Origin of the sequence: Sphaerisporangium rubeum, from assembly GCF_014207705.1 — a bacterium.
In the GTDB taxonomy this organism is placed as follows: domain Bacteria; phylum Actinomycetota; class Actinomycetes; order Streptosporangiales; family Streptosporangiaceae; genus Sphaerisporangium; species Sphaerisporangium rubeum.
The window spans coordinates 7,057,926-7,084,294 of the sequence record NZ_JACHIU010000001.1 but is presented as its reverse complement, the minus strand read 5'-3'; the positions used below and the strand labels follow the sequence as shown (position 1 = coordinate 7,084,294).

Sequence of the window (26,369 nt, the reverse complement as noted above, 5' to 3'; positions counted from 1 at the left end):
CGGTCGAGTGGTGCGGGTCCGGTTGTGTGCGGCGTGCACGGACGAGTGGCGTGAGAGCGGCGGTGCTGCATGAAGGGTCGCGTCACCGCGCTACGTGCACGGGGATTCATGGTGGCCGGTGTGGTGGTGTGGCGCTCATGTCAGGTGTGTCTGAGTGGTGGTGTGCCTCGTTGACGCACGGTTCGGGGCTCACTTGTGAGTGGTGTGGTGGGTGAACTCGGCGGGCCGTGTCGGTGAGGAATCCCTGTGAGTCTCTGGCCGAGTAAAGAAACGGCCGATACAGTCGTTACGCTCGATTCGGACGATCACTGCTTAATCACGACACTGCCGTACGAGGAGACGCTTGATGCGCATCAGGAGAGCCTTCGCCATGGGTGCCGCACTCACCGTGCTCGCGGTGGGTGTGCCGGCCGCTACGGCGTTCTCCGACGACGGCGACGGTGACTGCAAGAACGTCACCAACGGGGCCAAGGAGACCGACCCGCAGTGCTTCTGGATGGCGCCGACCCCGAAGGAAGCGCTCGACATCGTGCGGTTCTGGGCCAAGGACGACGGGGCCAAGCTCAAGGAGGCCACCGAGTACCCGGTCGGGTGGATCGACTGCACCGTCGAGACGTGCAGCGCCGAAGGCGAGGGTGACGGCCAGGCGCACGACGAAGGCGACCCCGCGCCTGAGGGGTACGTCGAGGACGACACGCCGCCGGCCTGTCCGACCGCCGGGGAGACGTGCTCGGTGACGCCGGAGGAGGTCGCCGCCGCCGCGCGTACGGCCGCCGGTCAGGCGATCGCCGCGGCGACGGCCAAGGGCATGCGGGTGTGGGTGGACACCGAGCTGGTGGACGACTACGCGGCGGGGAGCGCGGCACTGGCCGCCGCCGCCAAGCGGGTCGGGGCCCTCGCGGCGCAGCCCGGAGTGGTCGGCATCCGGTTCAGCTCGCAGCTCGGGTACAACGGCGCGGTGAAGACGCCTGAGGAGATGCGGTCGTTCGTGACGGCCGCCGCCGCGGCGCTGCACCAGGTGGCGCCTGGCAAGAAGCTCGGCGTGCACACCGTGGTGCCGGAGTTCGGCTGCGGCGCCAACGAGCTGTGCTCGGCGGAGATGAAGAAGCGGTTCCCGCTGCTCACCGCCGAGAACATCGAGCCGCTGCTGACCTCCGGGTCGGTGGACCAGCTCGTGCTGGACAGCGGGCTGCTCGGCGGGTCGTACGCCGACTGGAAGATCGGGCTGGCCGAGGCGCAGCGCAACCAGTGGACCAAGGTCAAGGCGCTGGCGTGGGACACGCTGGCGATGATCGGCGCCGAGGACGCGAGCCTCGCCGGCAAGGCCGACGCTCCGCTGACCGCCGAGCAGGCCGCGGCGGTCGCGCAGGACCGGGTCGCGTCGCCGCTGAAGGACGGCGCGGCCACCGTCAACCTGTGGACCCGCTGGCAGGACGGCAAGGGTGGCACGTACAGCGTGCTCGGCGCGAAGCTGGCCGCGACCCCGGCGTGGCAGCAGCTCGACAAGCTGGAGCCGCTGCAGCGGCGGTTGTCCACGATCTTCGACCCGGCGGCCCCCGCGGTCGGTGTCACGCAGGACGTGGAGAAGCTGTCCGAGGTGTTCAGCCAGATCTACGTCACCGGCTGACCAGGACGCGGCGAACCCGCCCGGCGGTGCCGGGCGGGTTCGTCATATCAAGGGGGAACCTCAGGCGCCGGTGGCGCTCAGGTAGCGGGAGAACTCGTCGAGCGAGATCAGACCGTCCCCGTCCATGTCGAGCCGTTCCACCGCGGCCTCGGCGGCCTCGGCGGTGACCGGCTGGCCGAGCACCTCCATCAGACGCAGCAGTTCCTCGGCGGAGATGAGCCCGTCCTTGTCGGCGTCGATCAGATCGAAGGTCACCGCGTACTCGCTCATTGCCACTCCTAGGTTCATCGTTCGCCAGCACGATAGCGGTTCCTTATCCCTACATATCGGCTTTTAACGACGCTCTTTCTGGCTCAGTGACCGGTGAACCCAGGGTTAGTCCCCGGTAAGGGGGTATGTGCGCCGTAGGGGATCGATCGCGAGGAGGGGAGAGCCGATGGCCGGGGAAACCGGGACGAACGCCACCTACAGTGAGGACGAACTGCGCGAGAAGCTGCGCGAGGTCGACGAGGACCTGGAACGGCTCCGGGAGTCGGCCAGAGAGCTGCGCGAACGCATCGGCGACCGCTCCGACGCGCCGACCGACGCGGTGGAGATGGCCGCGCTGATCACCATGGCCGAGGAGCAGGAAGGGATCGTGGGGACCCTGGAAGCCCGCAGGGAAACGCTCCGTGAGCGGCTTGAGCAGGTCTGACCCGCCTCTGCTCGGGGATCACCCGACCAGGATCCGAGAAAGGGACGCCGCTCGGGGACCGCTCGACCACGACCTGAGAACGGGACGCCTGGGGTCCTGCACCTGAGAACGGGACGCGGCTCGGCTCAATGCGCGGTCAGGGTCTCCCCGGCCGGGATCGCGGGCTCCTCCTCCGGCTCGGGGGCCGTGGGGAGCGTGCCGGCACGCAGGCGGTTCAGGCCCGCGACCAGCGTGGCGCCGTACACCACGTGCGCGGCGGCCATCACGGCCTGCCGCTCCGGCCTGTCGCGGTGGATCGGCGGCACGACACCGAGCTTCGGCACCCAGCCCTGGTAGCTGACCCCCCAGATCGCCAGGCCGTACACGACACCGGTCGGCAGGCGCGCGTGCCGCCGGTCGGCCAGCAGGCTGAACAGCGCACCGGCCGTGGCGCCGAAGCCGACGTGCGCGACCGCGCCGAGCAGGCCCTCGCCTGCCTTCGGCCGGCGGTCGTGGCCCGGCAGGACGGCGCGGACGATGCGCCTCGGCGGCTGGCCGCCTTTCATCAGGCCCGCACGTTCACCCGCGACCATCGCGGCGCTCATCACGGCCGTGGCGAGCACTCCACTGAGGGCTCCTTGCATAGCATCGCGGATCATTGCCGCATACTGCCCTGGCATTCCCCACGGGAAACCGCCGGTCTCCCCAAGGCTCACGACAGGTGCTCGTCCTCGGCCACGACGTTCAGCACGCTGTCCAGCCCCGACAACGCGGTGACCAGCTCGGTGACCTTTCCGCCACCCCGCACGGTCATGCGCAGGAAGATGCTGAGCGCGCGCTGCCGGTGCGCGGGATGTTCCGCCTCCAGCTCGGCCACGGTGAACCCCCGGCGCGTGCACTCCTCAAGCACTTCACGCAGCGCACCGGGCCGGTCCACGTAGATGAGCCGCAGATGCGAAGGCGCGTACTTGGAGCGCGGCAGGCGGTCCGCGAGCGGCGTGAGCAGCGTCATCGCGACGAAGTGCCCCACGGTCACGGCCACGGCCGGCAGCCACAGGCCCGCGCCGGCCGCCATGCCGACCGCCGCGGTCAGCCACACCGCCGCGGCCGTGGTGAGCCCCTTCACGGCGTCCCGCCGTACGAAGATCAGCCCGGCGCCGAGGAAACCGATGCCGGACACGACCTGGGCCGCGACCCGGGACGGGTCCAGGGTGATGTGCTCGCCGAGCACGTCGTAGAAGCCGTACTTCGACACGATCATGAAGAGCGCGGACGCGAACCCCACCAGCGTGTGCGTGCGCAGCCCCGCCGACTTCTGCCGGATCTCACGTTCCAGCCCGATGGCCGCCGACAGCAGGAACGCCAGGCCCAGGCAGGCGAGCTGAGCCCAGACCTGCCCGTTCATCAGCCCGTACGCGGCCGTCATCGATTCAGGGTAGAACGAAAATGACCATGATGACAGAACGTGACAGGTCAGCGCGCCAGGCGCAGCGCCTCCGACAGCACGGCGGGGGCCTCGGCCAGGGACGGGCCGTACCAGGTCAGATACCGGCCGCTGACCAGTGCGGCGGGGACGCCGGGGAAGAAACCGGGACCGTCGTCACGGGTGAACCGGTACGGCTCGTCAGGTAGCACGACCAGATCCGGAGCGGACGCCAGCAGTTCAGCCAAAGCGATCTTCGGGTAACGCTCCGGATGACCGGCGTAGATGTTGCGCACGCCGAGGCGCAGCAGCACGTCACCGGCGAAGGTGTCACGGCCCGCGACCATCCACGGCTTGCGCCACACGGGGACGACCGCGCGACGTTCCGCGACCACGCGACCTTCCGAGATCCCGCGACCTTCCGAGATCCCGCGATCTTCCGAGATCCCGCGATCTTCCGAGATCCCGCGATCTTTCGCGACCACGCGACCTTCCCCATCCCCGCGACCTTCCACGGCCGCTTGACCTTCCGCGGCCGGAGAGGGCTCGGCCCAGGCTCGCGCGGCGGCCGTCAGCCACGCCGGGTCCGGACGGGACAGGGCCGTGCCGATCATGCGGCGCAGCGAGGCGATCGCGCCGTCGACGGTACGGACGACCGTGACCCAGACCGGCACCCCCGCGGCCCGTAGCGCGTCGAGGTCCGGCACGCGGTTCTCCTCCTCGTTGGCGAGCACCAGGTCGGGCCGCAGCGCCGTGACGGCCGCGAGATCCGGGTTCTTGGTGCCGCGCACCCGTGGCACGTCGAGACCGGCGGGGTGTGAACACCAGTCGGTGACCCCCACGAGCAGCTCAGGCGCGGTGGCCGCCACCGACTCCGTCAGCGACGGCACCAGCGACACGACCCGCCGTACCTCACGCGGCAGCTCCACAGGCAGCCCGAGGTCGTCACGTACGGCCGTCATCGCGTCGTCCTCCTCGTGGCGCGGCCCCAGATGAGCTCGCGTCGCTCCTGCGGCAGCAGCACGCAGTCCTCGCACAGCCCCCCGCCGGGGACCCGGTAGTACAGGCAGCAGCTTCGCCTGACGAAGAAGTACGCGCCAGGCGCCGGCTCGGCGACCTCACCGGTGCCGTGCAGCTCCCCGAGCGCGATCACGTCCGCGACCAGCGCGCTCGCGCGGCCCGCCAGTGCGGACGGCACGGTCTTGAGCACGCCGGCGAGCGCCGCCGACGCGTTGCCGCGCAGCAGGCCCGGAGCGACCCTGGTGAGCCGTCCGACGGTCTCGGCCAGCGGCGTGAGCACGTCGGCCATCACCGCGCGGTACACCGCCGCCGCGAGCCCGGCCGGCGCCTCCTGCCGCCACCGCGCCGAAGGCGGCGACCACAGCGGAAGCGGCCCCGTGGCGGCCGGTCGCCATCGCAACCCCGAGGCGACCGGCACCAGGCCGTACGCGACGGCCGTCCCGACGACAGGGGACCACAGGCGCGCGGCGAGCCCCTGGTACAGGATCGATCCCGCCACCCGGCTCTCACCCGTGCCGAGCCGCCGTCCGTACCCCGCGATCCATTCCCGCAGTCCCGCCTCGTCGGCGGCCAGTCCGTCGAGAGGCCGCCACCCGGGACCCGGTTCGTCCTCCGTGGTGACGGCGAAGTACGGCCCGAACCCCGACACCTCGGCCAGCGCCTCGGCGATCTCCTCGCTCCGCGCGGTTCGCGCGTGGTCGTCGGATGCGGTCACGTCTCCATGATGCCTGGGACGGCTCGCGTGGCTCCGCCGGGTTCCTGAGAGCAGCTTTGTTACTCACAGGTAAGTAACTAGTAATGTGCGCTTGTCAAAAGAGTCAAGCGGGCCGACAGTATGCGCAGTATCGGCGATCGGGGGAACGTCCCTGGAGGCTCGCTTGCACATCCGCCGCACCCTCGTTCTCCTCGCAGCAGTCATCTCCTCCCTGGCCGTCGCGTTCGTCCCTTCCGTGGCGTTCGCACAGGCCCCACCCGTCCCGAGCTCGATGGCGTCCATGGGTGACTCCATCACCCGCGGCTTCAACGCCTGCGGCTTCTACGTCGACTGCACGTCCCGTTCCTGGTCCACCGGCTCCAGTTCGAGCGTCCGCAGCCACGCCGAACGCATCAGGGAGGTCAACTCGTCCCTGCTCACGTACAACGACGCCAAGTCCGGCGCGACGGTGTCGGACATGGCCGGCCAGGCGCAGAAGGCCGTCTCCCAGGGGGTCGGCTACGTCACCATCCTGATCGGCGCCAACGACGCCTGCGCCTCCTCGGAGAGCGGCATGACGTCCGTCGGCGACTTCGAGTCCCGCTTCCGTGCCGCGATGGACATCCTCAGCGCCGGCCTGCCGGATGCCGCGATCTTCGTGGCCAGCATCCCCGACATCAAGCGCCTGTGGGAGGTCGGCAAGGACAACTCCTCCGCACGCACCGCCTGGTCCCTCCTCAGCATCTGCCAGTCCATGCTGGCCCGGCCCCGCTCCACCGACCCGTCCGACACCCAGCGCCGCGACCGCGTACGCCAGCGCGTGGCCGACTACAACACCGTCCTGTCCGGGGTCTGCGCCGAACACGCCAACTGCCGGTACGACGGCGGCGCCGTCTTCGGCTACCCCTTCGCTCTGTCCCACCTGAGCACCTGGGACTACTTCCACCCCAACACCACCGGCCAGCGCATGCTCGCCGACGTCACCTACCCCGCCGGCTTCGGCTGGTGAGACGGCAGGACCGCGAGGACACCGTCACGGCACGAGGTACGCGCTGTCGCGAGCGTCCGTCACCGCCATGTGGCCGGGTGCGTGACCGATCGCGAACGCCGGCCGCGACCTCATGACCGCGGCCTGAGGCGTCACACCACAGGCCCAGAACACCGGCGTCTCACCCGCACGGATCTCGACCGGCTCGCCGAAGTCGGGCCGGTCGAGATCGGTGATCCCGAGCCCCGCCGGATCCCCCACATGCACCGGCGCACCGTGCACCGCCGGATACCGCGCCGTCACCCGCACCGCGTCACCCACCTGCCGGGCCGGCACCGGCCGCATCGACACCACCAACGGCCCGGCGAACCTCCCCGCCGGCGCGCACTCCCGATTCGTCAGGTACATCGGCACATTCGTCCCCGCCTCGATGTGCCGCACCGGCACCCCCGCCTCCAGCAAGGCCCCCTCGAACGTGAAACTGCACCCGATGAGAAAACTCACCAGGTCGTCCCGCCAGTACTCCCGCACCTCACCCACCTCCGCCACCGGCTCCCCGTCCCGGTAGACCCGGTAGGCAGGCAGATCCGTCCGCAGATCCCCGTCGAAGATCGAAGCCGCCACCTCCCCCGCGAGCGCGACGTCCAGCACCGGACAGGCCCGGGCGTTCCGCTGCGCGAACACCATGAACTCCAGCGCCATCTCCCGCGGCAACACCAGCAGATTGGCCTGCGTCCACCCGGCCGACCACCCCGCCGTAGGGGTGATCAGCCCACCCCTGAACAGGCTCCGCGCTTCCCGAGGCGTCAACGCCGCCGGATCCGTGACCGTCGTACCCATGTGATCGTCCTTTCGCGGGGGACCGGCGCGTTCAGCGGCCGATCCGGAAACGGATGTGGTCGCCGGGCCGGGCCTGTGCGGCGCGGTCCACGTGGGAGGTGCGGACCACGGCGATCACCGGGTAGCCGCCGGTCACGGGGTGGTCGGCGAGGAACAAGGTCGGCTGACCGGAGGGGGGGACCTGGAGGGCTCCGGGGACCATGCCTTCGGTGGGGAGTTCGCCGGGGTTGGCTCTGGCCAGGTGGGGGCCGCGCAGGCGCATGCCGATGCGGTCGCTTTGGGTGGTGACCTCGTACGGGGCCGAGCAGAGGGAGTCGAGGGCCTCGGGGGAGAACCAGTCGTGTCGCGGGCCGGGGAGGACCTCCAGGATCGTCTCGCCGGACGGCGGACGGGGGACGGGGGCCAGGTCGATCAGGGGGAACGCGGCCGGAGGCGGGCCCACGGGGAGCAGGGTGCCGGTGGTGGGACGGGGTGGGCCGAGGCCGGCCATGGTGTCGGTGGAGCGGGACCCGAGGACCTCCGCCACGGCGAGGCCACCACGGACGGCGAGGTAGGTGCGCAGGCCGTACGGCGGATGGCCGAGCCGGAGCACCGAGCCCGGCGGCAGGCACTCCACCGCGCTGTGGCCGACACCCCGGGTACGGCCCTCGGCGGTCGTGAGCGACGCCGGGCTCGGCGCGCCGGTGAGCGCCACCAGCAGATGGCAGTGGGACCGCACGACCAGCCCTCCCATCGTCACCTCGAGCCCGGCCGCGCCTTCGGGGTTGGCGAGCAGCCGGTTGGCCAGCCGCAACGCCTCCCGGTCGGCGGCGCCGGACCGTCCCACCCCGAGGTGCGCGAGCCCGGGCCGGCCGAGGTCCTGCACCGTGGTCATCGGCCCAGGAGCGAGCACTTCGAGAACTCTGCGATCGGTCACGGCCCGGCCTCGGTGAAGTGGACACGCGTGCCGGGACGGAGGAGGGCCGGCGGTGAGGCGGTGAGGTCCCAGATCTGGAGGGTCGTGTGGCCGAGGAGGCGCCAGCCGCCGGGGGACTCCCGGGGGTAGACGGCGCTGAATCCGGCGGCCAGGGCCACCGAGCCGGGGGGGACGCGGACGCGGGACTCGGGACGGCGGGGGACGTCGAGGCGGGGGTCGCCGCCGGTCAGGTAGCCGAAGCCGGGGGAGAAGCCGCAGAAGGCGACGATCCAGGGGGTGCCGGTGTGCGCGGCGATCACCTCACGGGTGGTGAGACCGGTCAGGCCGGACACCTCCGCGAGGTCGGCGCCGTCGTACACCACGGGGATCGTCACCTCGCCGCTCACGGCACGCCGTCCGGTGCGCGGCCGTACGGCCAGGACGGCGGCCTCCACCGTCTCCGGCCGGACGCCGTCGAACCGGACGAGCAGTGTGCGCGCGGCGGGAACCAGGTCGGTGACCCCCTGCGGCGGCGCGGCGGCGAGTGTGTCGTACAGCGCGACGACCTCCTCCACCCCGCCGAGCTCCACCAGCAGCGCACCGTCCCCGAACCGCCGCACCCGCACCGTCATCGCGCACCCCCGGACCGGCGGGCCGTCACGCGGCCCCCGGAGACGATCCCGGACCGGCGGGTCGTCATCCGGCCGCCGCGAACGGTGCTCATCTCGGCTCCACGAACGGCGCGGGGGTCACCCCGTGCGCGACGAGGGTCTCCCGTACGGCGCGGGCCGTCTCGACCGCGCCGGGGCTGTCGCCGTGGACGCAGACCGATCGCGCGCGGACCACCAGGAGCGACCCGTCCACGGCCTTGATCGGCTCGCCGCGTGCCATCTGGACGGTGCGGCGTGCGATCTCCTCGGGGTCGTGCAGGACCGCTCCGGGGTGCGAGCGTGGCACGAGGGTGCCTTCAGGGGTGTAGGCCCGGTCGGCGAAGCACTCGGCGACCGTGGTGAGGCCGGCTTCGGAGGCCAGCCGCAGCCACACCGACCCCGGCAGGCCGAGGACCGGCAGTGCGGGGTCGTAGGCGCGGACGGCGGCGACGACGGCGCCTGCGTGGTCCTCGTGGTGGACGATCGCGTTGTACAGCGCGCCGTGCGGTTTGACGTACGCCACCTGGGACCCGGCGAGCCTGGCGAAGGCGTCGAGCGCGCCGATCTGGTACACGATCTCGTCGGCCAGGATGTCAGGCGGCACCTCGATGAAGCGCCGTCCGAACCCCGCGAGGTCCCGGTACCCGACCTGCGCGCCGATCGCGACGCCGCGTTCCACGGCGGTCCGGCACACCCTCCGCATGATGGAGGGGTCGCCGGCGTGGAACCCGCAGGCCACGTTGGCGCTGGTGACGATGGACAGCAACGCGTCGTCGTCACCCAGTTCCCAGCGTCCGAACCCTTCTCCGAGGTCGGAGTTGAGGTCGATGCTCAAGGTCGGTTCATGCACCGTCGTCTCCGTCGAATGTGTCGTCGCGGTTCAGGAGAGGTCGCGTGCGCGGGTCTCCGGCAGCCACAGGAGCGCGGCCACCGCGAGCCCGTACGCCGAGGCGCCGAACGCCATGGCGCCACCCACGCTATAGGTCGTCGCGAGGTACCCGATGACGGCGGGGAAGAACGCTCCGAGCCCCCGCCCCAGGTTGTACGTGAACCCTTGCCCGGTCCCTCTGATGTGCCCCGGGTACAGCTCCGCGAGGTACGCGCCGAACCCGGAGAAGATCGCCGACGAGCAGAACCCGAGCGGGAACCCGAGGATCATCACGTACGTGCCGGCGGACTCGGGAAGCGAGGTGTACAGCACGATCAGGCTTCCGCTGAGCACCGCGAACACCGCGAACGTCGCCTTGCGTCCGATCCGGTCGGTGAAGTACCCGCCGGTCAGATAGCCCGCGAATGCGCCGGTGATCAGGAAGGCCAGGTAGCCGCCGGTCCCGATCACCGTCAGCCCCCGCTCGGTCTTCAGGTACGTCGGCACCCACGTGGCCAGCGTGTAGTACCCACCCTGCACCCCCGTGGCGAGGAGCGTCGCGAAGAACGTGGTCTTGCCGAGCCCGCCTGCGAAGATCCCGAGCAGTGAGCCGTGTCCGTCCCGCCTGCGCCGTTCGGCGTGCGCCGGCGCGTCGGTGACGTTGCGCCGCACCCAGATGGCGAGCAGCGCCGGCAGCGCGCCGGAGAAGAACAGCACCCGCCACGCGACGTCGGGGCCGGCCAGTTCGAACACCACCGCGTAGGCCACGACCGCGAGGCCCCAGCCGACGGCCCAGGAGCTCTGGATGACGGCGAGCGTACGTCCCCGGTGCCGCGCGGCGGCGTACTCGGCGACGAGGACGGCCCCGGCGGCCCACTCGCCACCGAACCCGATGCCCTGCAGCGCGCGAAAGATCAGCAGGGTCGGGTAGTCCGGCGCCAGCCCGCATAAGGCGGTGAAGACCGCGTACGTGACCACCGTGATCATCAGGGTGATGGCCCGGCCGACGCGGTCCGCGAGCACCCCGGCGGCGATGCCGCCGATCGCGGAGCAGACCAGTGTCGCGGTGGCGAGGAGGCCGGTCTCGCCGGTGCCGAGGCCGAAGGTCGCCGCGATGGCGGCCAGGCCGAGGGGGAGGACCCAGAAGTCGTAGGAGTCCAGGCTGTACCCGAGGAACGCTCCTTTGAAGGCGCGGCGGCCGTCCGTGCCGAGCGTGGTGTACCAGGCGAAGGCCCGGGGTCCCCGGTCCTCGGTGGTGGCGTGTTGCGGCGTGCTCGATGTCGTCATGTCACACCTCGATTGCCGTGTGCCCGATCGGAGACGGCTGTCGGGTTCCCCGGCGTCTCCCGGACCCCGGCGGGGTCTCAAGGCAAACGGTAGAGGATCGTTCAACAATCTGACAATACTCTCGTAGTCGAATTCTCGTGAAGGATGAGAAGGTGATACTCGGATCCGACATGCGGATCGGCGGACACAAGGTGCTACGATGCCGGGACCGAGGGCCGCTGAGCTGGCCTTCTGATGCCGTACGGCAGTCGAGTGAAAGGCCACCCGGTCGTGGTTGATGGTGTGGCGGAGGCCGCCGAGCTCCTCGTGCAGGACCGCGGGCTGCTGCGAGGCAGCAGCTCCGCCGAGCGGACCGCCGCCATCCTGCGCAGGCGCATCACCGAGGGCCTGTTCCCGCCGGACACGCGCCTCGCCGAGGACGTCATCGCCGGCGCGCTCGACGTGTCGCGCAACACGCTGCGCGAGGCGTTCCGGCTGCTGTCCCACGAGCGTCTGCTCGTGCACAAGCTCAACCGCGGCGTCTTCGTCCGCGCTCTCACCGCCGCCGACGTGCGCGACCTCTACCGCGTCCGCCGCGTCGCCGAATGCGCGGCGCTCAGGGACGCCGGCTCCGTCGCCGAGGAAGGGCTGGCCGGCCTGCGCGCGGCGGTCGCCACCGGCGGCGAGGCGGCGGCCGAGGGCCGCTGGGGGGACGTCGGCACAGCCAACATGGCGTTCCACCAGGCGATCGTCGACATCATGGGGAGCCCGAGGATGTCGGAGCTGATCTCACAGGTGCTGGCCGAGCTGCGCCTGGGGTTCCTCGCGGTGACCGACCCCCAGGGCTTCCACGGCCGTTACCTGCCGCTCAACCGCGAGATCCTCGCCTTCGTGGAGGCCCGCGACACGGCCAAGGCCCTCGAAGCGCTGGTCCGCTACCTCGACGACGCCGAGAGCACTCTGCTGGGGTCGTACGCCTGAGGTGTCGCCACACAGGTCGCCGGGCATCCCCGTGGGGTGGGGGAGTGGGGGAAGCGCGACGACATGTGCGTGCACAGCACGCATCCGTACAACGCCGAGCCGCCACCGTCCGCGCTGGCCGGCCATCTGATCACCCCCCTCGACACGTTCTATGTGCGTGACCACGGCCCGATCCCGGACATCGACCCGGTCATCTGGCGGCTCACTGTGGACGGACTCGTGGACCGGCCGCTGTTCATCACCCTGGAGGACCTGCGCACCGGCTTCCACGAGCGGACCATGGTGGCGACCCTCCAGTGCGCCGGCAACCGCCGCGCCGGGTTGCTCACCGTGTGCGACCTCGCCGGTGAGGAGCCGTGGGGCCCCGGCGCCACGTCCACGGCGTCCTGGACCGGCGTCGCGCTGAAGGACGTCCTCGCTCGCGCGGGGTTGAGGCCGCAGGCCGCGCACATCGCCTTCCAAGGCGCGGACGTCTCCGGCGACACGACGCCTCCGCAGCCGTTCGGCGGCTCGATCCCGATTCACAAAGCCGTCGCCGATGAGGTGCTGCTTGCCTGGGCCATGAACGGCGAACCGCTGACGCCGGTACACGGTGCGCCGCTGCGGGTCGTCGTGCCGGGCTGGATCGGCGCGCGCAGCGTCAAGTGGCTCACGCACGTCACCGCGCGCCTCACCCCGTCCGACAACTACTACCAGGCCGTCGCGTACCGCCTGCTGCCGGCCGGCGCCGCCGTGGACGACCTCGCCGGCATCCCACTCGGTCCCGTCCCGCTGAACTCGGCGATCCTCAGCCCCGTCGACGGCGCGCGCGTCCCTCCAGGCCCCACGGAGATCACCGGGTACGCCTTCAACGGCGACGGTCGCGCGGTCGCCAGGGTCGAGATCTCGCTGGACGGCGGACACGACTGGCGGCCGGCCACGCTCCGCGCCGCATCCGGCCCGTGGGCCTGGCGGCTCTGGCACGTCACCGCCGACCTGCCGGAAGGCGAGACCGTCATCGCGGCGCGCGCCTGGGACGACGCCGCCGCCACTCAGCCCGAGGACCCGCACACGGTGTGGAACCCCAAGGGCTACGTGAACACCTCCTGGCACCGGGTCACCGTCGCCTGCGGCGCCTGATCAGCTCTCGGGGATGGCGCACTCGACGTACGACAGGCCGCTGAGGTCCAGCCAGGCCCGGCCGGGCCCGCGCACCAGGCGCAGCACCACGGCCGTGCAGTGCGGACACCGGCCCACGAGCCCCGGGGCCCGGTCGTACACCTGCAGCTCGGCGAGCACCCCTGTGCCGCCGCATCCCGCGCAGCGGCAGCGCGCGGCCGTGATGTCCACGGCGAAGACCTCGCGCAGCGGCCCGGCGAGCTCGTTGCCGTCGACACGTGGGTCGGTCATGATGCTCCTCCGGTGGGTCCGAAACGTTCGGTCCTGATGCGGCCGGCCGGATGTCCCTGGTCGACCAGAAGGTCCGCCACGGCCTCGACGAACCCCGTGGGCCCGCAGACGTAGCACAGCGGCATGCGCTCGGGCCCCCATCCGCCGAGCAGCGTGGCGTCCACCCGGCTCGGCGGCCGGGCCGAGCCCGGCGGCGCCTCGCGGGTGTAGGCGAGGACGATCTCCACACCGGTCGCGGCGGCCAGTTCGTCGCCGTACAGCAACGTGGCGGGGGTGCGCGTCGAGTACACCAGCCGGAACGGAGCGAGCCCGTCGCCGGCGGCGGCGCGCGCTCTGATCATCGACATCAGCGGCACCACGCCGGACCCGCCGCCGATCAGCAGCACCGGCGGCGAACCGGCCGCCTGCCAGGTGAAGTACCCGCCGACCGGTCCGCGCAGCTCGAACACGTCACCGGGTTCGGCGACGTCCACGAGGTACGACGACACCTCGCCGTCGTCGACCCGCTGCACCGTCAGCTCCAGCCGTCCCGTGCCAGGCGCCGAGGCGATGGAGTAGCTGCGCTGCGCCGAGTACCCGTCCGGCGCGGTGAGCCGGACGTCCACGTGCTGGCCCGGCACGTGACCCTGCCAGCCGGGGACGTCCAGCACGAGGGTGCGCGCCGTGGCGTTCTCCTGCCTGACGGCCGCCACCGTGGCGGCCCGCCAGGTCAGTCGCCCCAGTACCGCTGCTCGCGCCACGGGTCACCGTAGTTGTGGTAGCCGACGCTCTCCCAGAACCCCGGCTCGTCCTCGTCGGTGAGCCGGATGCCGTTCACCCACTTGGCGCTCTTCCACAGGTAGAGGTGAGGAATGAGCAGCCGGGCCGGGCCACCGTGCTCGGGGTCCAGTTCCTCGCCGTCGTAGCGGTAGGCCACCCACGCCTTGCCGTCCACGAGATCCTCGACGGGGACGTTGGTCGTGTACCCGCCGTAGGAGTGCGCGAGCGCGAAGTCGGCGGCGGTGTCGACCTCGTCGAGCAGCGCCTCGACCGGCACGCCTTCCCAGGTGGTGCCGAGCTTGGACCACTTGGTCACACAGTGCAGGTCCACGGTGAACGTCTCCGACGGCAGCGCGCGGAACTCGTCCCAGCTCCACTCGCGCCGCTCGCCTGACTCGGTGGTGAGGGTGAACGTCCACCGGTCCGGGTCGACCCGGGGTGTCGGCCCGGCGGACAGCACAGGGAAGTCCCTGGTCAGGTACTGTCCCGGCGGGAGGTTGGCGTCGGGTCTGCCTCGTCCGCGAAAGCCGCGCGAGATCACGCTCACGGCGATCACCGTCCTGTTCACTGGTCGCACCGCGCCGGACGACGGCGCCAGAGCCCCAAGGCTAGGACACCATTGTTACGGGCCGGGTAGGGGAGACGGAAAAGGAGGGGCGGCATGAGGATCGTGGCGATCTCCGACACCCATGGCCCGCGCCGCTGGAAGTCCTGTCCGCCGGCCGTGGCCGAGCACCTGCGCGGCGCCGACCTGATCCTGCACGCCGGCGACATATGCACGGCCGCCGTGCTGGACGAGCTGGCGGCCTACGCTCCGGTGCGGGCCGTCAAAGGCAACAACGACGGCCCGGACGTGACGGCCCCCGAGACGCTGGAGCTGGATCTCGGCGGCCTGCGGGTCGCGATGATCCACGACAGCGGCCCGGCGGCCGGCCGCTGGACGCGCCTGCGCCGCCGTTTCCCTGACGCGGACCTGGTGGTGTTCGGCCACTCGCACATCCCGCTCGACCACGAGGAGCAGGGCCTGCGCATCTTCAACCCCGGCTCGCCGACCGACCGCCGCCGCCAGCCGCACGGCACCGTCGGCCTGCTCGACGTGGCGGACGGCCGCCTGCTCGCCGCGCGTATCGTCCCGGTCACCTGAAGAAGCTCAGCTCACCGGCCTGCGGCCGATGACGCCGACCGTCGCCATGCCGGGCTCGCGGAAACCCGGGTCGCGCAGCCGCACCAGCGTGTCGGCCACCATGTCGGGGGTGATGCCGTCCATCTCGCACAGCACCGGCGCGAGCTGCTCCACGGTCAGCTCCCAGAACCGGCCCATGGGCCGTCCGCCACCCGCGAGCGAGTACGCCACATCGGAGTCCAGCTCGGTGAACCCGGCCCGGCTCAGGTGACCTTCCAGGTCACGCGGCCAGTCGCAGTCGGTGCCGATGCGTTCCTCGAGCGCCGCGAACACCCCCATGCCGGTCGTGCGGTAGGCGTGGTCGGGTGAGGCGTCGATGGGGAACCGCGCCGGCTCCTCCAGCACCAGCCACCCGCCGGGGGTCAGCCACCGCATGACCCTGGCGAGGTCGGTGTCGCGGCTGCGCAGGTGGCAGAACAGGTACCTGGCGTGGATCAGGTCGAACGAGCCAGGGGGGAACTCGTCGCGCGTCAGGTCGTGGTGGGTCCAGGTGACCCCGGCGTCGCCGTCGTTGCGGCGCACCAGTTCGAGGTCCAGGTCGGTGGCGACGACCCCGCCTTCGGGGCAGCGGGCCGCCATCCACCTGGCGACGCTTCCCGTGCCGGCGCCGAGTTCCAGGCAGCGCCAGTCGCGCTGCATCGGCAGGGAGCCGAGCCGGCGGAACGTCACGGGGTCGAGCTCGGCGGCCAGCGCGCCGAGGCGCTCGTCCTCGGAGGCGGCGGCGTGGTTGAAGATGTGGTCGCCGTACCGCTCCACGATCTGCTGCGTCATGACTTGAGACCTTCGGCTAGGTGGGTTTTCCTCGGTGCCTCATGCAAGACTCGCGAAATCACCGCGCCTCATCTTCTTCGAGAAAGCCGTTTGACCGGCTGCGGACACGGAAATAGGAAGCGCCGGTATTCCGGTATTCTCACCGTTCTGTTACGGCCGCATGACACCTCGGATAACTGTTTATCCGAATATGAGGCGAAGTCGTGCGCACCCGCATTCTGGAAGATGATCCCGCCGCCGTTCCAGGCCGATGCTTGAGATCCGCGTCTTCCCGGATGGAGCCATCATGATCAGTGCGTTCTCTGTGGCGGATCTCGAATGCCGGTTGGAGCCGCCGGCCGGCGTGCGCGACGGCGGGGTGCTCGGCGCGGTCGAGTACTGCGACCGCGTCGCGGGGCCGATCGTCCGGGACGGCCACCCGTTCATGGCGATGCCGATGGGTGACGAGGACATGCCGCCGTTCGCCGAGGTGTGGCGGGCCGGCGCGAGCGTGGTCACCGGCCAGCACCGGGGCCTCGCGTACGCGTGCGACGGCGAGCACCTGTTCCTGTGCGGCCGCGCCGGTGAGGACTCCGACCTGCTCACCGCCACCGAGGAGGCCTACCTCGCCGCGTTCGAGGTGGTCAGGCTCCTCGGCTACCCGCATCTGGCGCGCATGTGGAACATGGTGCACCGCATCAACGAGCCCGACGGCCGCGGCGGCGACGTGTACGGCCGGTTCTGCCAGGGCCGCGCCATGGCGTTCGAGCGCGGCGGCGTGCCGGCCGAGATGCTCCCCGCCGCGACCTGCGTCGGCAGCCACGGCGGCGGGGTGGCCTTCTACATGCTCGCCACCCGCACCACCCGTCCCGTCCACATAGAGAACCCCCGCCAGACCCCCGCCTACCGCTACCCGCCGAAGTACGGCGTGCGGGCCCCGAGTTTCGCCAGAGCGACCTATCTCGCCGAACCCGGCGGCACGGGACGGCTGTTCGTCTCAGGCACCGCGAGCATCGTCGGCAGCGAGACCGTGCACATCGGCGACATGGCACGGCAGACGACGACCACACTGGAGAACATCGCCGTTCTCGTGGGCCGCGAGAACCTTCTCAGATACGGAATAGACGCCGATCTGTCGCTGCGCGACCTGGACGGCGTGAAGGTCTACGTCAAGCACAAGGCCGATATCCCGGTGGCGAGAAGAATATGCGAGGAGGCTTTCGGCCCCGGCGTGGCGTACGTGAACGTCGACATCTGCCGCGACGACCTGCTCGTGGAGATCGAGGCCGTGGCCCCGATGGTCCGCGCCGCCTGACCGCACCTCTTGCCTCTTCTCGTCTCGTGACCCCAAGGTTGACCCCAAAGTCACCGGAAAGGCGACATACTCCATCGAGACCGTCTGTATCCGCCTGCGGCCGTCACAGTAGGCGGCGACCGTCGAGCCACCGGTGAGGCGAGAGAAGAGAGGCGCGCGTGAGCGGCGGCGCGGGCTGGAGAACGGACGTCGGCGGCTTCGCCGGACGGGAACGTGAGCTCGGTGCGCTCCACGCCGCCTGGGACGCGGCACTCGCCGGTGCGCCACGTGTCGTCGGCGTCGAAGGCGACCCCGGCATCGGCAAGACCACCCTGGTGCGGCGGTTCCTCGAACGGGCCGCGCCGCACGCCGTCCTGTGGGCCGACGCCGACGAGGACGAGGTCCGCCTGCCGTGGTCGCTGCTCACCCAGATCACCCAGAGCCTCGGGCCACCCGCCTCTCATCGAAGGAGCCCCCTCGATGAGCACCGCGACCCCCGGGTGCCGGAACCGGCGGACGCCGACCCGTGGCTGGTCGCGCGGTCCCTCGCACTGGAACTGCGCGCGCGTGGTCCGCTCGTGCTGGTGGTCGACGACGCGCACTGGGGTGACCAGCAGTCCATGACCGCGCTGCGGCTCGCGGCCCGGCGGCTCGCCGACGCGATGGTCCTGCTCGTCCTGGTCCACCAGACCCCCGGTGAACTGTCCCGCGCGCTCACCCGGGGGCCGTCCCGCGACATCGGCGACGGATGGCGGCGGCTGCTCGACACCGGTCGCGGCACCAGGCTGCGGCTCGACGGCCTGGACGCCGCCGACCTGGTACGGCTGGCCGCGGCGTGCGGCCATCCCCGGCTGTCCCCCGCAGGCGCGGCACGGCTGCACGACCACACCGGCGGCAACCCGCTGCATGTGCGGCACCTGCTCGACGAGGTGCCGATGCGCTCCATCGTCTTCGGCCACGGCCCGCTGCCCGCGCCGCGCGGCGTGGCCGCCGCCGTACGCGCCAGGCTGGCGGCCTGCGGCCCGGCCACCCGGGAACTGGTCGCGGCCGGCGCGGTGCTCGGCCGCCGGTTCGGCCTCGCCAGGGTCCGTGAGATGACCGGACACGGCGACCTCACCGCGGCCGCCGTGGAGGCGATCGGCGCGGGGCTCCTCGTGGAGGTGCCGGGTTCGGCGGGCCACGAGCTGGCGTTCACCGGCACCCTGGTGCGCGGCCTCGCCTACCACGACCTGGACATGGCGGTCCGGCGCGGCCTGCACCGGCGTGCCGTGCCGCTCGTCGGCGGTCCCGCCGCGATCTGGCACCGCATCGCCGCCGCCGACGGCACCGACCCCGGCCTCGCCGCCGACGTCGAACACGAGGCACACGTGCAGCGCGCACGTGGCCGTCCCGCGCTCGCCGCCGTCCACCTGCGCCAGGCCCTGGACCTCACCCCGGCGGGCCCCGAGCGCGTGCCACGGCTGCTCACCACCGTCGAGGCGCTGCTGGTGGCGGGGGACGCCGCCACCGCGCGCGAGTACCAGGCCGAGGTGTCCGCACTCGGGCCCGGCGCCTGGCCCGACTACGTGTCCGGCTACCAGCACCTGCTGAACGGCCGCATGGCCGACGCGCGGCGCCTGCTGAAGCGGTCGCTCGCGGCCGTCAGGGACGGCGGACCGGCCGACCTGGAGGACGGAGGACCGGCCGAGCAAGGACGGATTACCGACCTGGAGGACGGAGGACCGGCCGAGCGGGAACGGCCCCCCGACCTGGAGGCCCGGGTGGCGACCCAGCTCGCGATCATGGCGGTGCTCGCCGCCGTGCCGTCGGAGATGATCGAGTACGGCGCGGTCGCCGTCGCCGCCGCGCGGGAACCCTGGGTCGCGGCGTTCGGCTGGTTCGCCGAATGCGTCGGGCTCGCGCTGTCCGGCCAGGCCCCCCGCGCGCTCGCCGCGCTCACCCGCGCCGACGCACCCGGCGCGCCGTCCGGCCTCGAAGGCCTCGTGGCGCGCGGCGTGATCCGATTATGGTCCGACGACCTGCCAGGCGCGCGTGACGACCTCGGCGCCGCCGTGGAGCGCGCCGCGCGCGGCGAGCCGCTGCGCGTCGGCCAGGCACTCGGTTTCCTCGCCGAGACCGAGTACCGCATGGGTGCGCTCGGCGACTCCGTGCTGCACGCCGAACCGGCGGTCGGCGACGCCGAGGAGTACGACCGCGTCTGGGACTACGCCATGGTGCACGCGCTGGCGGCCTACCCCCTCGCCGCGCAGGCGTCGTGGGAACGCGCCGAGGCGCACGCCGCGCAGTCCGCGCGCTGGGCCCGCCACGTCGGCACCGCCGCCGGCCTGACGTACGCCGCCGCGGCCGAGGCGGCGCTCGCGCAGGCACGCGACGACGCGACCCGCCTGCTCGCCGCCGCCGAGGACCTGCCACCCGAGTACCCGTCCCCCGAACCCGGCACCCACCTGCTCGGCCCGCTGCGCGCCGACGCGCTCTCCCTGCTCGGCCGGCCCACCGAGGCGTGCGAGGCGCTGGAGGAGTTCCTGCGCCGGCCCATGCCGCCGGGACGGCTGTCGGTGCAGGTGTGCGTGGCGCGGGTACGCGCGCAGATCGCCGCCGCGTCCGGCGACCTCGCCGAGGCCGTACGGCACTGCCACCGCGCCGTCCCCCTGGCCCGCGCCGCCGGTCTGCGGCTGGAGGAGGCCAGGCTCGACCTGCTCATGGGGGGCTACCTCGACGCCTCAGGCCGGCGCGCCGCGGCCGAACGCGCGCTGCGCGCCGCGTACCACCGCTTCACCGCAATGGGGGCCGCCGCGTACGCCGCGCGCACCCGGCAGGCCGCCGAACGCGCCGGCCTCAGCCTGGACGGCCCTCCGGCGGCGCTCGGCACGCTCACCCCCGCCGAACGCGCCGTGGTCGCGCTGGTCTGCGAAGGCCTGTCCAACCGTGAGATCGCCGAACGCATGGTGCTGAGCCGCAAGACGATCGAGTTCCACCTCACCAACGTGTTCCGCAGGCTCGACGTCCCCACCCGGGCCGACCTGCGCCGGGTCGTCGCCGACGGCACCTGACCTCCTCCCGGGGTGGTGGCCGCGCGATCCCAGGGTGGCCGGCCGGAATGTCACGGGACCGACCCCGAAGCACGCGAGGGAACCGGCGATCTACGCTGGCGCGCGCCACCTCGGAACCCCCACAGGAAGGCACGGTCCGTCATGCGAAAAGGCGTGAGGTACGTGATCTCCGTGCTCGCGGCCGGCGCGCTGGCCCTGGCCGGCGGCCCCCCGGCGGCGTACGGCGCCTCCACGCCGGTCAAAGGCGGCCACGACCCCGGCAGGCCCGCCAACGGCTTCGCCAGGAACGGCCCGTGGAACACCAAGCTGCCGCGCCACGTCCCCCTGGCCCCGAACTCGAGGGCCGTCGTCGCCAACATCAAGTACGACAAGGACAACAACTGGCAGACCTGGGCCGTCAACACCGACACCTACTCGACCCCCGTCTACCAGGTGGACCGGCACACCCCGCGTAAGCGGTGGCGGTTCTCCGACTGCCTGAACCTGCCGCACCTGGCCCCCGTCATCGCCGGCAGCCTCGCCGCCGTGCCGACCCCACCCGACATGATCACCTCGATCGGCACCGACGCGGCCGTCACCATCTACCAGCCGTCCACCGACACCTACTGGGACTTCTGGCGTGCCGAGAAGGACGCCGACGGCAACTGGTCGGCCTGCTGGGGTGGCAAGATCGAGCACTACTCGCGCAACCCCGGCATCTTCGACAACCCCCTCGGCGCCACCGCCACGGGCCTGCCGATGGGGGCCTTCACCATCAGGATCGACGAGCTGCGCCGCGGGTACATCGACCACGCGCTCAACATCGTGACCGTCCGCACCCGCGCCGGCTGCCACTCCTGGCCCGCCACCCGCGACGACGGCTACGTCGAAGGCGCCGACATCCCGTGCGAGGGCCAGCGGTTCCGCCTCGACCCGGCGTTCGACGTCAGCACGCTTACCAGCCCCGCCGCGCGCACCATCGCGCGCGCCATGCAGGAGTACGGGCTGATCATGACGGACAAGGGTGGCGCGCTGGTCACGTACGCCGAGGACCCACGCCTTGAGATGGCGCGCAACGGCGGCGTCGACCCCTACATCAAGCTGTTCGACCCCGACGACCTCGTCCCCGACGGCGCCGAGAAGTACTACGTGCTCAGCGAGATCCCCGTGGAACGGCTCCAGGCGCTGCCGATCGACTACGGCAAGCCCCGGTAGCCCCGCGGTCACCCCGGTGGGTCCCCGGCGGTGGGGCCGGGCTCACCGGGGTTCCGAGAGGCATGGCTGCACACGCCTCATCGGAAAGCCCCGCGGACGGAGGGCCTCACGGGCCGCGGCCCTCCGTCCGCGCCGGAGCGATTGCTCTGGTGAAGTCCAGGGTGAGCCGGGTGCCGAGCGCCGGGTTGTCCACGGTGACGTACCCGGTGCGGCCCCGGCTGTTGACGATCGTGCAGGCCGCCAGCGGCCCCGTGCCGCCGACGCGCGCCGACCACGGCACCCTGTCGATCGACGGCACGCCGGTGGACACCACCGAGTGGTTCCACCAGGTGACCTGCGCGCTGCCGGTGTCCCTGGCGAACACCACCTCGGTGCCGTCCCACTTGGCGTACCGCGAACCCGCGAGACCGAACGTCCGCTTCTCGTTGCGCTCCAGGGTGCGTGCCGCGAAGTCCGCCAGCGGCACCCCCGCGATCACGGCTTTCGGCACCGCCTCGAAGAACGCGATCTCCTTGTCGCTCGCGGCCTTCCGCGCGGCCACGTAGAACCCCCGGTCGCCTCCCGTGCAGGCGGCCGTGGCGGCGTCCACGAACACCCACTGACCCCGCACGATCGAGCAGCCCGGCGTCCGCAGGTAACTCTCGGGGATCACGACCCCCGCGCCGCACGCGAACCCCGGCGCGACGCAGCCGTTGTTGAGCCACGTGGCGATGCGGATCATCTGCTCGGTGCTCACCAGGTGACCCGTCGGCATCAGCGTCGTCGGCACCACCGTGCCGGTGTCCACACTCCTGCCCCGGCCGACCACCCGGTACGCCGGCCGGCTGTGTGCGCCACCCGCTGTGATCAGGAAGTCCGGCGTGGCGGAGTAGGCCTCGATGCCGGCGTGCGAGAACCGCTGGAAGAAGTTCCTGTGGTCGTGGTTCACCACCAGGTCCGCGATCAGGTCAGGCGGCCGGTACCCGCTGATCCCGGCCAGCATGATCTCCCCGGCCGACGACGCCGGCACGAACCCCGGCGGGTCCAGCTCGGTCAGCACGGCAGGCGGCCCGAAGTACGCCAGCATGCGGTCACGCAACGCGTCGCTCTGCGAGTGGAACAGGTCGGGATGCCAGTCGGTCGTCAGCCGGCGGAACGGGCTGTCGCGCCTGCCGTCGTTCGCCGACACCGCGTACTTGGCGCTGACGTAGTCGAGCACCATCTGGGCCGCCAGCCTGACCCGCTTGTCGTCCGCCAGGTCGTACAGGTTCTGGATCGCGGCCAGGCTGTACCGCTGGTAGGGACGCGCGTTGTACTCGATGAAGTCGCCTCTGAGGAAGCTCTGCAGCCACTTCAGCATGAAGGTGTTCATGCCGTTGCGTTCGTTGTCGTACCTCGCGCTGCTGTCGGTGCGGGCCAGGAGCTGGTTGGTGAGGTAACGGGACGACTCGATGAGCAGCCGGTGGTTCTCGCTCTCGTCGACGTTCAGCACACCGCAGATGGTGTCGTCGTCGGTGTCGTGCGGCCCGCGCTTGTTGAGCAGGTGCAGCAGGCGGTACCGCACGTCCGGGTCGAGCAGGCGCTCGAAGGCGTAGTACATGAGCACGTAGCCCTTCAGCGCCACGTCGTACTCGCCTTCACGCTTGCACGGGAAACCCGACTCGGTCCCCGCGTTGCTCTTGATCGTCTGAAGCCGCAGCGCGTTGTTGACCTCGGTCCGCAGCGTGAACCTGATGCCTTCGCAGCGGCGCGGCGCGTCGCTGAAACCCTCGTCGTGGTGCAGGTACAGCTTGGCGAGCGCCGTGGTGACGAACCCGTCCTCGTTGTTGTAGACCTCCAGCGGCATCGGCGCGGGACACGCGAGGTGCGCCGCCGCGATTCGCACCCGTTCCTCCAGGTAGGTCCGCTCCACGCCGGCTCTGCGGACCGGTGAGACGCCGTACGCCTCCGCCGCGGTCCGCGGCACCGGTATCGCGCTGAAGTCCAGGTCCCCCTTGGCGACGTACGGCACCTGCGCCGGCACCGTCCACCCCTGCAGGCAGGGGTCCTTGCCGAGCCCCCCGCCGTCGCACCCCTCCACGACGACCGAGTACATCCCGACGCTGTCCACGATCGGGTCGTCCTCGTCCTTGTCCTCGTAGTGCCGCGGCCGGAACACCCGCGTCCCCCACCGCTCCTTGACGTCGTCGTCCGGGTCGACCTTCACCTGACCGAGGTCCCGGCCGCCGCGGCTCACCCGCACCAGGAAATGGTCGTACATGAACGGATAGGCGTCCCCCCACTCCACCACCACGTCCACCCCCCGCTGGTACGCCGCCACCGTCATGTTCGTCCCCTGCCGGGGACTGGTGACGACGCTGCCGTGCTCGAACGGCATGAACCTGCCGTCCGCCACCTCCCGCTCGTCCCCCGTGGGACACCCGAGCGGCCCCGCCTTGGCCCCCGTCATCACCCACCGGTCGAGCAACAGCTTCGTCACCGGCCGGATCGGACAGTCCTGCGGCGGCACGACCTCGGGGAACGACACCTGCACCGACGCCGGCACCGTCCACTTCTGCTTGCACGACGACGACCGCAGCGTCCTCCCGTCACACCCCTCCACGATCACCGTGTACCGTCCCGGCTTCCCGACCGGCGTGCTCCAGTGCCCCGACCAGCTCTTGGCGTACGTGTCCGCGTCGATGTCCGTCTGGCCCACGTTCCGTCCGTCCAGATCCCACCGCACCAGGAACCTGTCGTAGTGGAACGGCCGCGTGTCCCCCCAGTCGGCGTGCAACGTCCTCCCCTGCTGGTACACCGCCACCGCCATGTCCGGCCCCTGCGCCGGCGAGTGAACGATCTCCCCATGCGCGAACGACATCGCCTCCCCACCCGCGACCTCCCGCGCACCCCCCGCGGGACACCCCATCGGCCCTTCCCTGCCGCCGACATAAGCCCATCGCTGCCCCATGGCCCCCGAAGGCACCCCGTTCTCACAGAACCCGCGCGGCAACGGCGCCTCGTGATCCACGAACACCGGCACCGTCCACCCCTGCCGGCACCTGCTTCCCCCGACGGTGCCGTCACACCCCTCCACCACGACCCGGTACCGTCCCTTCGCCGACACCGGAATGGCGTAGAACCCCCGATCCCTGTCGACATACGAATCGACCGTCACCTGACCGATGTTGAGATCCCCCCGATCCCACCGCACCAGGAACTTGTCATAGTGGAACGGCGCGGTGACCCCCCAGCTCACGATGATGTTGTCGTCCTGCGAATAGGCCGCCACCACCATCTCCGCACCTTGCCCCGGCGAATGCGCCATCTGACCGTTCTCGAACGGCATCACCGCACCCCCCGGCACACTCCCCGCCACTTCCTTCGGGCACCTCATCGGCCCGAGCCACCCGTCCAGCTCCTCCCACCGCTTCGCGAACACCCCGGCAGGTGTGACATCACACCGAGGCTCGCCGGCGCCTCTCCGGCCCTGCACCCCACCGGCCGGCCCAGCCGGGGCCGTACTCTCCCGTGCAAGAACCCCGGCTGGAACCCCCATCGCCCCGGCCGCGGTGGCGCCAGGCGCCACACCAACAGCCAGACAGACGAAGAAGCACGAAGCGGCGATCAGCCGCGAACTCCTGCTCAATGCGACATCCCCGTAGTGATCTCCGCCTCGTAACTCTTCCCGTCTCACGATGGACCGCTGCGACCGACCGGTTCATGAGTAACCCCCTACTCAATCTCTCGCCGTCCCATGGTGTAGAGCTGAAGGGAGGACGAACCTCCGGCACCCGACGTCATCCCGCTGACCGCTCTCGGCCACCATCGACGCGAGCCCGGAGTCACCACCTCTGCCTCTCACCGAAGGAGCCTCCTCGATGAGCACCGCGACCCCCGTAGCGACCCCCGTGGACTTCGAAACCCACGGCGACTACGTCATCAAGTCCTCCACCAGCCGGACCGGCGCCTTCAACCGGCCCAAATACAGCTTCCAAGGCCGCATAACCGCCGACGGCTCAAGCGGCTTCAAAGCCGAACCCGGCCGCTACCACCTGTACGTCTCCTACGCCTGCCCCTGGGCCCACCGCGCCGTCATCGTCCGCGCACTGAAGGGCCTCGAAGACGTGGTGACGATGTCCGCCGTCGACCCCGTACGCGACGGCCGAGGCTGGGCCTTCCGCGAAGGCGACAACCACGGCCCCGACCCCGTGAACGGCTTCCGCCTCCTGCGCGAGGGCTACGAGGCCAGCGAACCCGGCTACGACCGCCACGTCTCCGTCCCCGTCCTGTGGGACCGCGAGACCCACCAGATAGTCAGCAACAACTTTCCCGACATCACGTTGGACCTGAACTCCGAATTCAACGAATGGTCCACCTCGGATCTCGACCTCTACCCCGAACCCCTCCGCCCCGAGATCGACCTCCTGAACGACCTCATCTACCGAACCGTCAACAACGGCGTCTACCGAGCCGGCTTCGCCACCACCCAACAGGCCCACGCCGACGCCGTGACCACCCTCTTCCAAACCCTGGACACCCTGGAAACCCGCCTCGCCGACTCCCCCTACCTCCTGGGTGAATCCCTCACCGAAGCCGACATCCGCCTATGGGTCACCCTGGCCCGCTTCGACACCGTCTACCACACCCACTTCAAGACCAACCTCCACCGCCTCACCGACTACAAGAACCTCTGGCCCTACACCCGCCGCCTCTACGCCATCCCCGCCTTCCACACCACCACCGACTTCACCCACATCAAGACCCACTACTACACGACCCACCCCAACCTGAACCCGTCCCGCATCGTCCCCCTGGGCCCGATCCTCGACTGGTGACGCCGTCCTGCCGAAGCTGCCACCGGCTT

At 71.2% G+C, this 26,369-nt stretch carries 25 protein-coding genes; 10 read left to right on the top strand and 15 right to left on the bottom strand.

Features of this window, described 5'->3' with window-relative positions; genetic code table 11:
• The first annotated feature begins 346 nt into the window (after positions 1 to 346).
• Positions 347 to 1,627, top strand: coding sequence for a hypothetical protein (locus tag BJ992_RS30055; RefSeq protein WP_184986712.1), 1,281 nt, complete (start codon positions 347 to 349; stop codon positions 1,625 to 1,627).
• Between the two features lie 60 nt (positions 1,628 to 1,687).
• Here the strand turns inward: BJ992_RS30055 and BJ992_RS30050 are convergent, their stop codons facing one another.
• The gene (locus tag BJ992_RS30050) at positions 1,688 to 1,897 is read right to left on the bottom strand and encodes an EF-hand domain-containing protein (protein WP_184986710.1); all 210 of its coding nucleotides are present in this window, start codon (positions 1,895 to 1,897) and stop codon (positions 1,688 to 1,690) included.
• Positions 1,898 to 2,063: 166 nt separating this feature from the next.
• Between BJ992_RS30050 and BJ992_RS30045 the strand changes: the two genes are divergently transcribed.
• On the top strand, positions 2,064 to 2,321 hold the full coding sequence (locus tag BJ992_RS30045; RefSeq protein WP_184986708.1) for a hypothetical protein: 258 nt from the start codon (positions 2,064 to 2,066) through the stop codon (positions 2,319 to 2,321).
• A 125-nt stretch (positions 2,322 to 2,446) separates the two neighbouring features.
• Here BJ992_RS30045 and BJ992_RS30040 read toward each other — a convergent pair whose 3' ends face one another.
• The 4 genes from BJ992_RS30040 to BJ992_RS34470 are packed head-to-tail and all read right to left on the bottom strand — an operon-like array spanning position 2,447 to position 5,458.
• On the bottom strand, positions 2,447 to 2,959 hold the full coding sequence (locus BJ992_RS30040) for a DUF6789 family protein (RefSeq protein WP_184986706.1): 513 nt from the start codon (positions 2,957 to 2,959) through the stop codon (positions 2,447 to 2,449).
• Positions 2,960 to 3,012: 53 nt separating this feature from the next.
• The gene (locus tag BJ992_RS30035; RefSeq protein ID WP_184986704.1) at positions 3,013 to 3,726 is read right to left on the bottom strand and encodes an MgtC/SapB family protein; all 714 of its coding nucleotides are present in this window, start codon (positions 3,724 to 3,726) and stop codon (positions 3,013 to 3,015) included.
• A gap of 47 nt (positions 3,727 to 3,773) precedes the next feature.
• The gene (locus BJ992_RS33475; protein WP_184986703.1) at positions 3,774 to 4,685 is read right to left on the bottom strand and encodes a helical backbone metal receptor; all 912 of its coding nucleotides are present in this window, start codon (positions 4,683 to 4,685) and stop codon (positions 3,774 to 3,776) included.
• Entirely contained in the window at positions 4,682 to 5,458 is a 777-nt protein-coding gene (locus BJ992_RS34470) for a (2Fe-2S)-binding protein (RefSeq protein WP_184986702.1), read from the bottom strand. The genes BJ992_RS33475 and BJ992_RS34470 overlap by 4 nt, the downstream gene beginning before the upstream one ends.
• A 163-nt stretch (positions 5,459 to 5,621) precedes the next feature.
• Between BJ992_RS34470 and BJ992_RS30020 the strand changes: the two genes are divergently transcribed.
• Entirely contained in the window at positions 5,622 to 6,446 is an 825-nt protein-coding gene (locus tag BJ992_RS30020) for an SGNH/GDSL hydrolase family protein (protein WP_184986701.1), read from the top strand.
• Between the two features lie 24 nt (positions 6,447 to 6,470).
• On the opposite strand, the gene BJ992_RS30015 is transcribed toward BJ992_RS30020, so the two are convergent.
• From BJ992_RS30015 to BJ992_RS29995, 5 genes are all read right to left on the bottom strand, one after another.
• Positions 6,471 to 7,265 carry a putative hydro-lyase gene (locus tag BJ992_RS30015; protein ID WP_221475041.1) on the bottom strand — a complete coding sequence of 265 codons (795 nt, stop codon included), beginning with the start codon at positions 7,263 to 7,265 and terminating at the stop codon, positions 6,471 to 6,473.
• Positions 7,266 to 7,296: 31 nt separating this feature from the next.
• The gene (locus tag BJ992_RS30010) at positions 7,297 to 8,181 is read right to left on the bottom strand and encodes a 5-oxoprolinase/urea amidolyase family protein (protein ID WP_184986700.1); all 885 of its coding nucleotides are present in this window, start codon (positions 8,179 to 8,181) and stop codon (positions 7,297 to 7,299) included.
• Positions 8,178 to 8,786, bottom strand: a complete 609-nt coding sequence (locus tag BJ992_RS30005; RefSeq protein ID WP_425503740.1) for a 5-oxoprolinase subunit B family protein — start codon at positions 8,784 to 8,786, stop codon at positions 8,178 to 8,180. The genes BJ992_RS30010 and BJ992_RS30005 overlap by 4 nt, the downstream gene beginning before the upstream one ends.
• Positions 8,787 to 8,880: 94 nt before the next feature.
• Positions 8,881 to 9,645 carry a LamB/YcsF family protein gene (locus tag BJ992_RS30000; protein WP_184989320.1) on the bottom strand — a complete coding sequence of 255 codons (765 nt, stop codon included), beginning with the start codon at positions 9,643 to 9,645 and terminating at the stop codon, positions 8,881 to 8,883.
• Positions 9,646 to 9,690: 45 nt separating this feature from the next.
• A complete protein-coding gene (locus tag BJ992_RS29995) occupies positions 9,691 to 10,965 on the bottom strand; it encodes an MFS transporter (RefSeq protein WP_184986698.1) in 1,275 nt (424 codons plus the stop codon).
• 270 nt (positions 10,966 to 11,235) lie between these two features.
• Here BJ992_RS29995 and BJ992_RS29990 point away from each other — a divergent pair, with 270 nt between their 5' ends.
• Positions 11,236 to 11,925: a GntR family transcriptional regulator gene (locus BJ992_RS29990; RefSeq protein WP_343072932.1), complete on the top strand. Its 690-nt coding sequence runs from the start codon at positions 11,236 to 11,238 to the stop codon at positions 11,923 to 11,925.
• Between the two features lie 36 nt (positions 11,926 to 11,961).
• Positions 11,962 to 13,044, top strand: coding sequence for a sulfite oxidase (locus tag BJ992_RS29985; protein WP_221475040.1), 1,083 nt, complete (start codon positions 11,962 to 11,964; stop codon positions 13,042 to 13,044).
• Here the strand turns inward: BJ992_RS29985 and BJ992_RS29980 are convergent, their stop codons facing one another.
• From BJ992_RS29980 to BJ992_RS29970, 3 genes are read right to left on the bottom strand one after another with little or no spacing between them, the layout of a single operon-like run.
• The gene (locus tag BJ992_RS29980) at positions 13,045 to 13,314 is read right to left on the bottom strand and encodes a DUF6510 family protein (protein ID WP_184986696.1); all 270 of its coding nucleotides are present in this window, start codon (positions 13,312 to 13,314) and stop codon (positions 13,045 to 13,047) included.
• The gene (locus BJ992_RS29975; protein ID WP_184986695.1) at positions 13,311 to 14,054 is read right to left on the bottom strand and encodes an FAD-binding oxidoreductase; all 744 of its coding nucleotides are present in this window, start codon (positions 14,052 to 14,054) and stop codon (positions 13,311 to 13,313) included. Before BJ992_RS29975 ends, BJ992_RS29980 begins: the two co-directional genes overlap by 4 nt.
• The gene (locus tag BJ992_RS29970) at positions 14,024 to 14,620 is read right to left on the bottom strand and encodes a molybdopterin-dependent oxidoreductase (protein ID WP_184986694.1); all 597 of its coding nucleotides are present in this window, start codon (positions 14,618 to 14,620) and stop codon (positions 14,024 to 14,026) included. The genes BJ992_RS29975 and BJ992_RS29970 overlap by 31 nt, the downstream gene beginning before the upstream one ends.
• A 114-nt stretch (positions 14,621 to 14,734) precedes the next feature.
• Between BJ992_RS29970 and BJ992_RS29965 the strand changes: the two genes are divergently transcribed.
• On the top strand, positions 14,735 to 15,217 hold the full coding sequence (locus tag BJ992_RS29965; protein ID WP_184986693.1) for a metallophosphoesterase family protein: 483 nt from the start codon (positions 14,735 to 14,737) through the stop codon (positions 15,215 to 15,217).
• A gap of 6 nt (positions 15,218 to 15,223) precedes the next feature.
• Here BJ992_RS29965 and BJ992_RS29960 read toward each other — a convergent pair whose 3' ends face one another.
• On the bottom strand, positions 15,224 to 16,027 hold the full coding sequence (locus tag BJ992_RS29960) for a class I SAM-dependent methyltransferase (RefSeq protein ID WP_184986692.1): 804 nt from the start codon (positions 16,025 to 16,027) through the stop codon (positions 15,224 to 15,226).
• A gap of 286 nt (positions 16,028 to 16,313) precedes the next feature.
• Here BJ992_RS29960 and BJ992_RS29955 point away from each other — a divergent pair, with 286 nt between their 5' ends.
• The 3 genes from BJ992_RS29955 to BJ992_RS29945 all read left to right on the top strand — a co-directional run bounded on the left by BJ992_RS29955 (position 16,314) and on the right by BJ992_RS29945 (position 21,544).
• The gene (locus BJ992_RS29955) at positions 16,314 to 17,321 is read left to right on the top strand and encodes an FkbO/Hyg5 family chorismatase (RefSeq protein ID WP_184986691.1); all 1,008 of its coding nucleotides are present in this window, start codon (positions 16,314 to 16,316) and stop codon (positions 17,319 to 17,321) included.
• A 158-nt stretch (positions 17,322 to 17,479) separates the two neighbouring features.
• Entirely contained in the window at positions 17,480 to 20,350 is a 2,871-nt protein-coding gene (locus BJ992_RS34465; RefSeq protein WP_184986690.1) for an AAA family ATPase, read from the top strand.
• 141 nt (positions 20,351 to 20,491) lie between these two features.
• On the top strand, positions 20,492 to 21,544 hold the full coding sequence (locus tag BJ992_RS29945) for a protein-tyrosine phosphatase family protein (protein WP_184986689.1): 1,053 nt from the start codon (positions 20,492 to 20,494) through the stop codon (positions 21,542 to 21,544).
• Between the two features lie 106 nt (positions 21,545 to 21,650).
• Here BJ992_RS29945 and BJ992_RS29940 read toward each other — a convergent pair whose 3' ends face one another.
• The gene (locus BJ992_RS29940) at positions 21,651 to 24,851 is read right to left on the bottom strand and encodes an LGFP repeat-containing protein (protein ID WP_184986687.1); all 3,201 of its coding nucleotides are present in this window, start codon (positions 24,849 to 24,851) and stop codon (positions 21,651 to 21,653) included.
• A gap of 532 nt (positions 24,852 to 25,383) precedes the next feature.
• Here BJ992_RS29940 and BJ992_RS29935 point away from each other — a divergent pair.
• Positions 25,384 to 26,340: a glutathione S-transferase family protein gene (locus tag BJ992_RS29935; protein ID WP_184986685.1), complete on the top strand. Its 957-nt coding sequence runs from the start codon at positions 25,384 to 25,386 to the stop codon at positions 26,338 to 26,340.
• The last annotated feature ends 29 nt before the right edge of the window (positions 26,341 to 26,369 follow it).

What these genes read in the sequence shown, in the direction of transcription:
- BJ992_RS29980 (WP_184986696.1), bottom strand. Translation starts at nt 13,314, where the DNA reads ATGACCGACCCACGTGTCGACGGCAACGAGCTCGCCGGGCCGCTGCGC.
- BJ992_RS29935 (WP_184986685.1), top strand. Translation starts at nt 25,384, where the DNA reads ATGAGCACCGCGACCCCCGTAGCGACCCCCGTGGACTTCGAAACCCAC.
- BJ992_RS30055 (WP_184986712.1), top strand. Translation starts at nt 347, where the DNA reads ATGCGCATCAGGAGAGCCTTCGCCATGGGTGCCGCACTCACCGTGCTC.
- BJ992_RS29955 (WP_184986691.1), top strand. Translation starts at nt 16,314, where the DNA reads ATGATCAGTGCGTTCTCTGTGGCGGATCTCGAATGCCGGTTGGAGCCG.
- BJ992_RS29960 (WP_184986692.1), bottom strand. Translation starts at nt 16,027, where the DNA reads ATGACGCAGCAGATCGTGGAGCGGTACGGCGACCACATCTTCAACCAC.
- BJ992_RS29945 (WP_184986689.1), top strand. Translation starts at nt 20,492, where the DNA reads ATGCGAAAAGGCGTGAGGTACGTGATCTCCGTGCTCGCGGCCGGCGCG.
- BJ992_RS29940 (WP_184986687.1), bottom strand. Translation starts at nt 24,851, where the DNA reads ATGCCGTTCGAGAACGGTCAGATGGCGCATTCGCCGGGGCAAGGTGCG.
- BJ992_RS30040 (WP_184986706.1), bottom strand. Translation starts at nt 2,959, where the DNA reads ATGATCCGCGATGCTATGCAAGGAGCCCTCAGTGGAGTGCTCGCCACG.
- BJ992_RS30035 (WP_184986704.1), bottom strand. Translation starts at nt 3,726, where the DNA reads ATGACGGCCGCGTACGGGCTGATGAACGGGCAGGTCTGGGCTCAGCTC.
- BJ992_RS30050 (WP_184986710.1), bottom strand. Translation starts at nt 1,897, where the DNA reads ATGAGCGAGTACGCGGTGACCTTCGATCTGATCGACGCCGACAAGGAC.
- BJ992_RS29995 (WP_184986698.1), bottom strand. Translation starts at nt 10,965, where the DNA reads ATGACGACATCGAGCACGCCGCAACACGCCACCACCGAGGACCGGGGA.
- BJ992_RS29965 (WP_184986693.1), top strand. Translation starts at nt 14,735, where the DNA reads ATGAGGATCGTGGCGATCTCCGACACCCATGGCCCGCGCCGCTGGAAG.
- BJ992_RS30015 (WP_221475041.1), bottom strand. Translation starts at nt 7,265, where the DNA reads ATGGGTACGACGGTCACGGATCCGGCGGCGTTGACGCCTCGGGAAGCG.
- BJ992_RS33475 (WP_184986703.1), bottom strand. Translation starts at nt 4,685, where the DNA reads ATGACGGCCGTACGTGACGACCTCGGGCTGCCTGTGGAGCTGCCGCGT.
- BJ992_RS30045 (WP_184986708.1), top strand. Translation starts at nt 2,064, where the DNA reads ATGGCCGGGGAAACCGGGACGAACGCCACCTACAGTGAGGACGAACTG.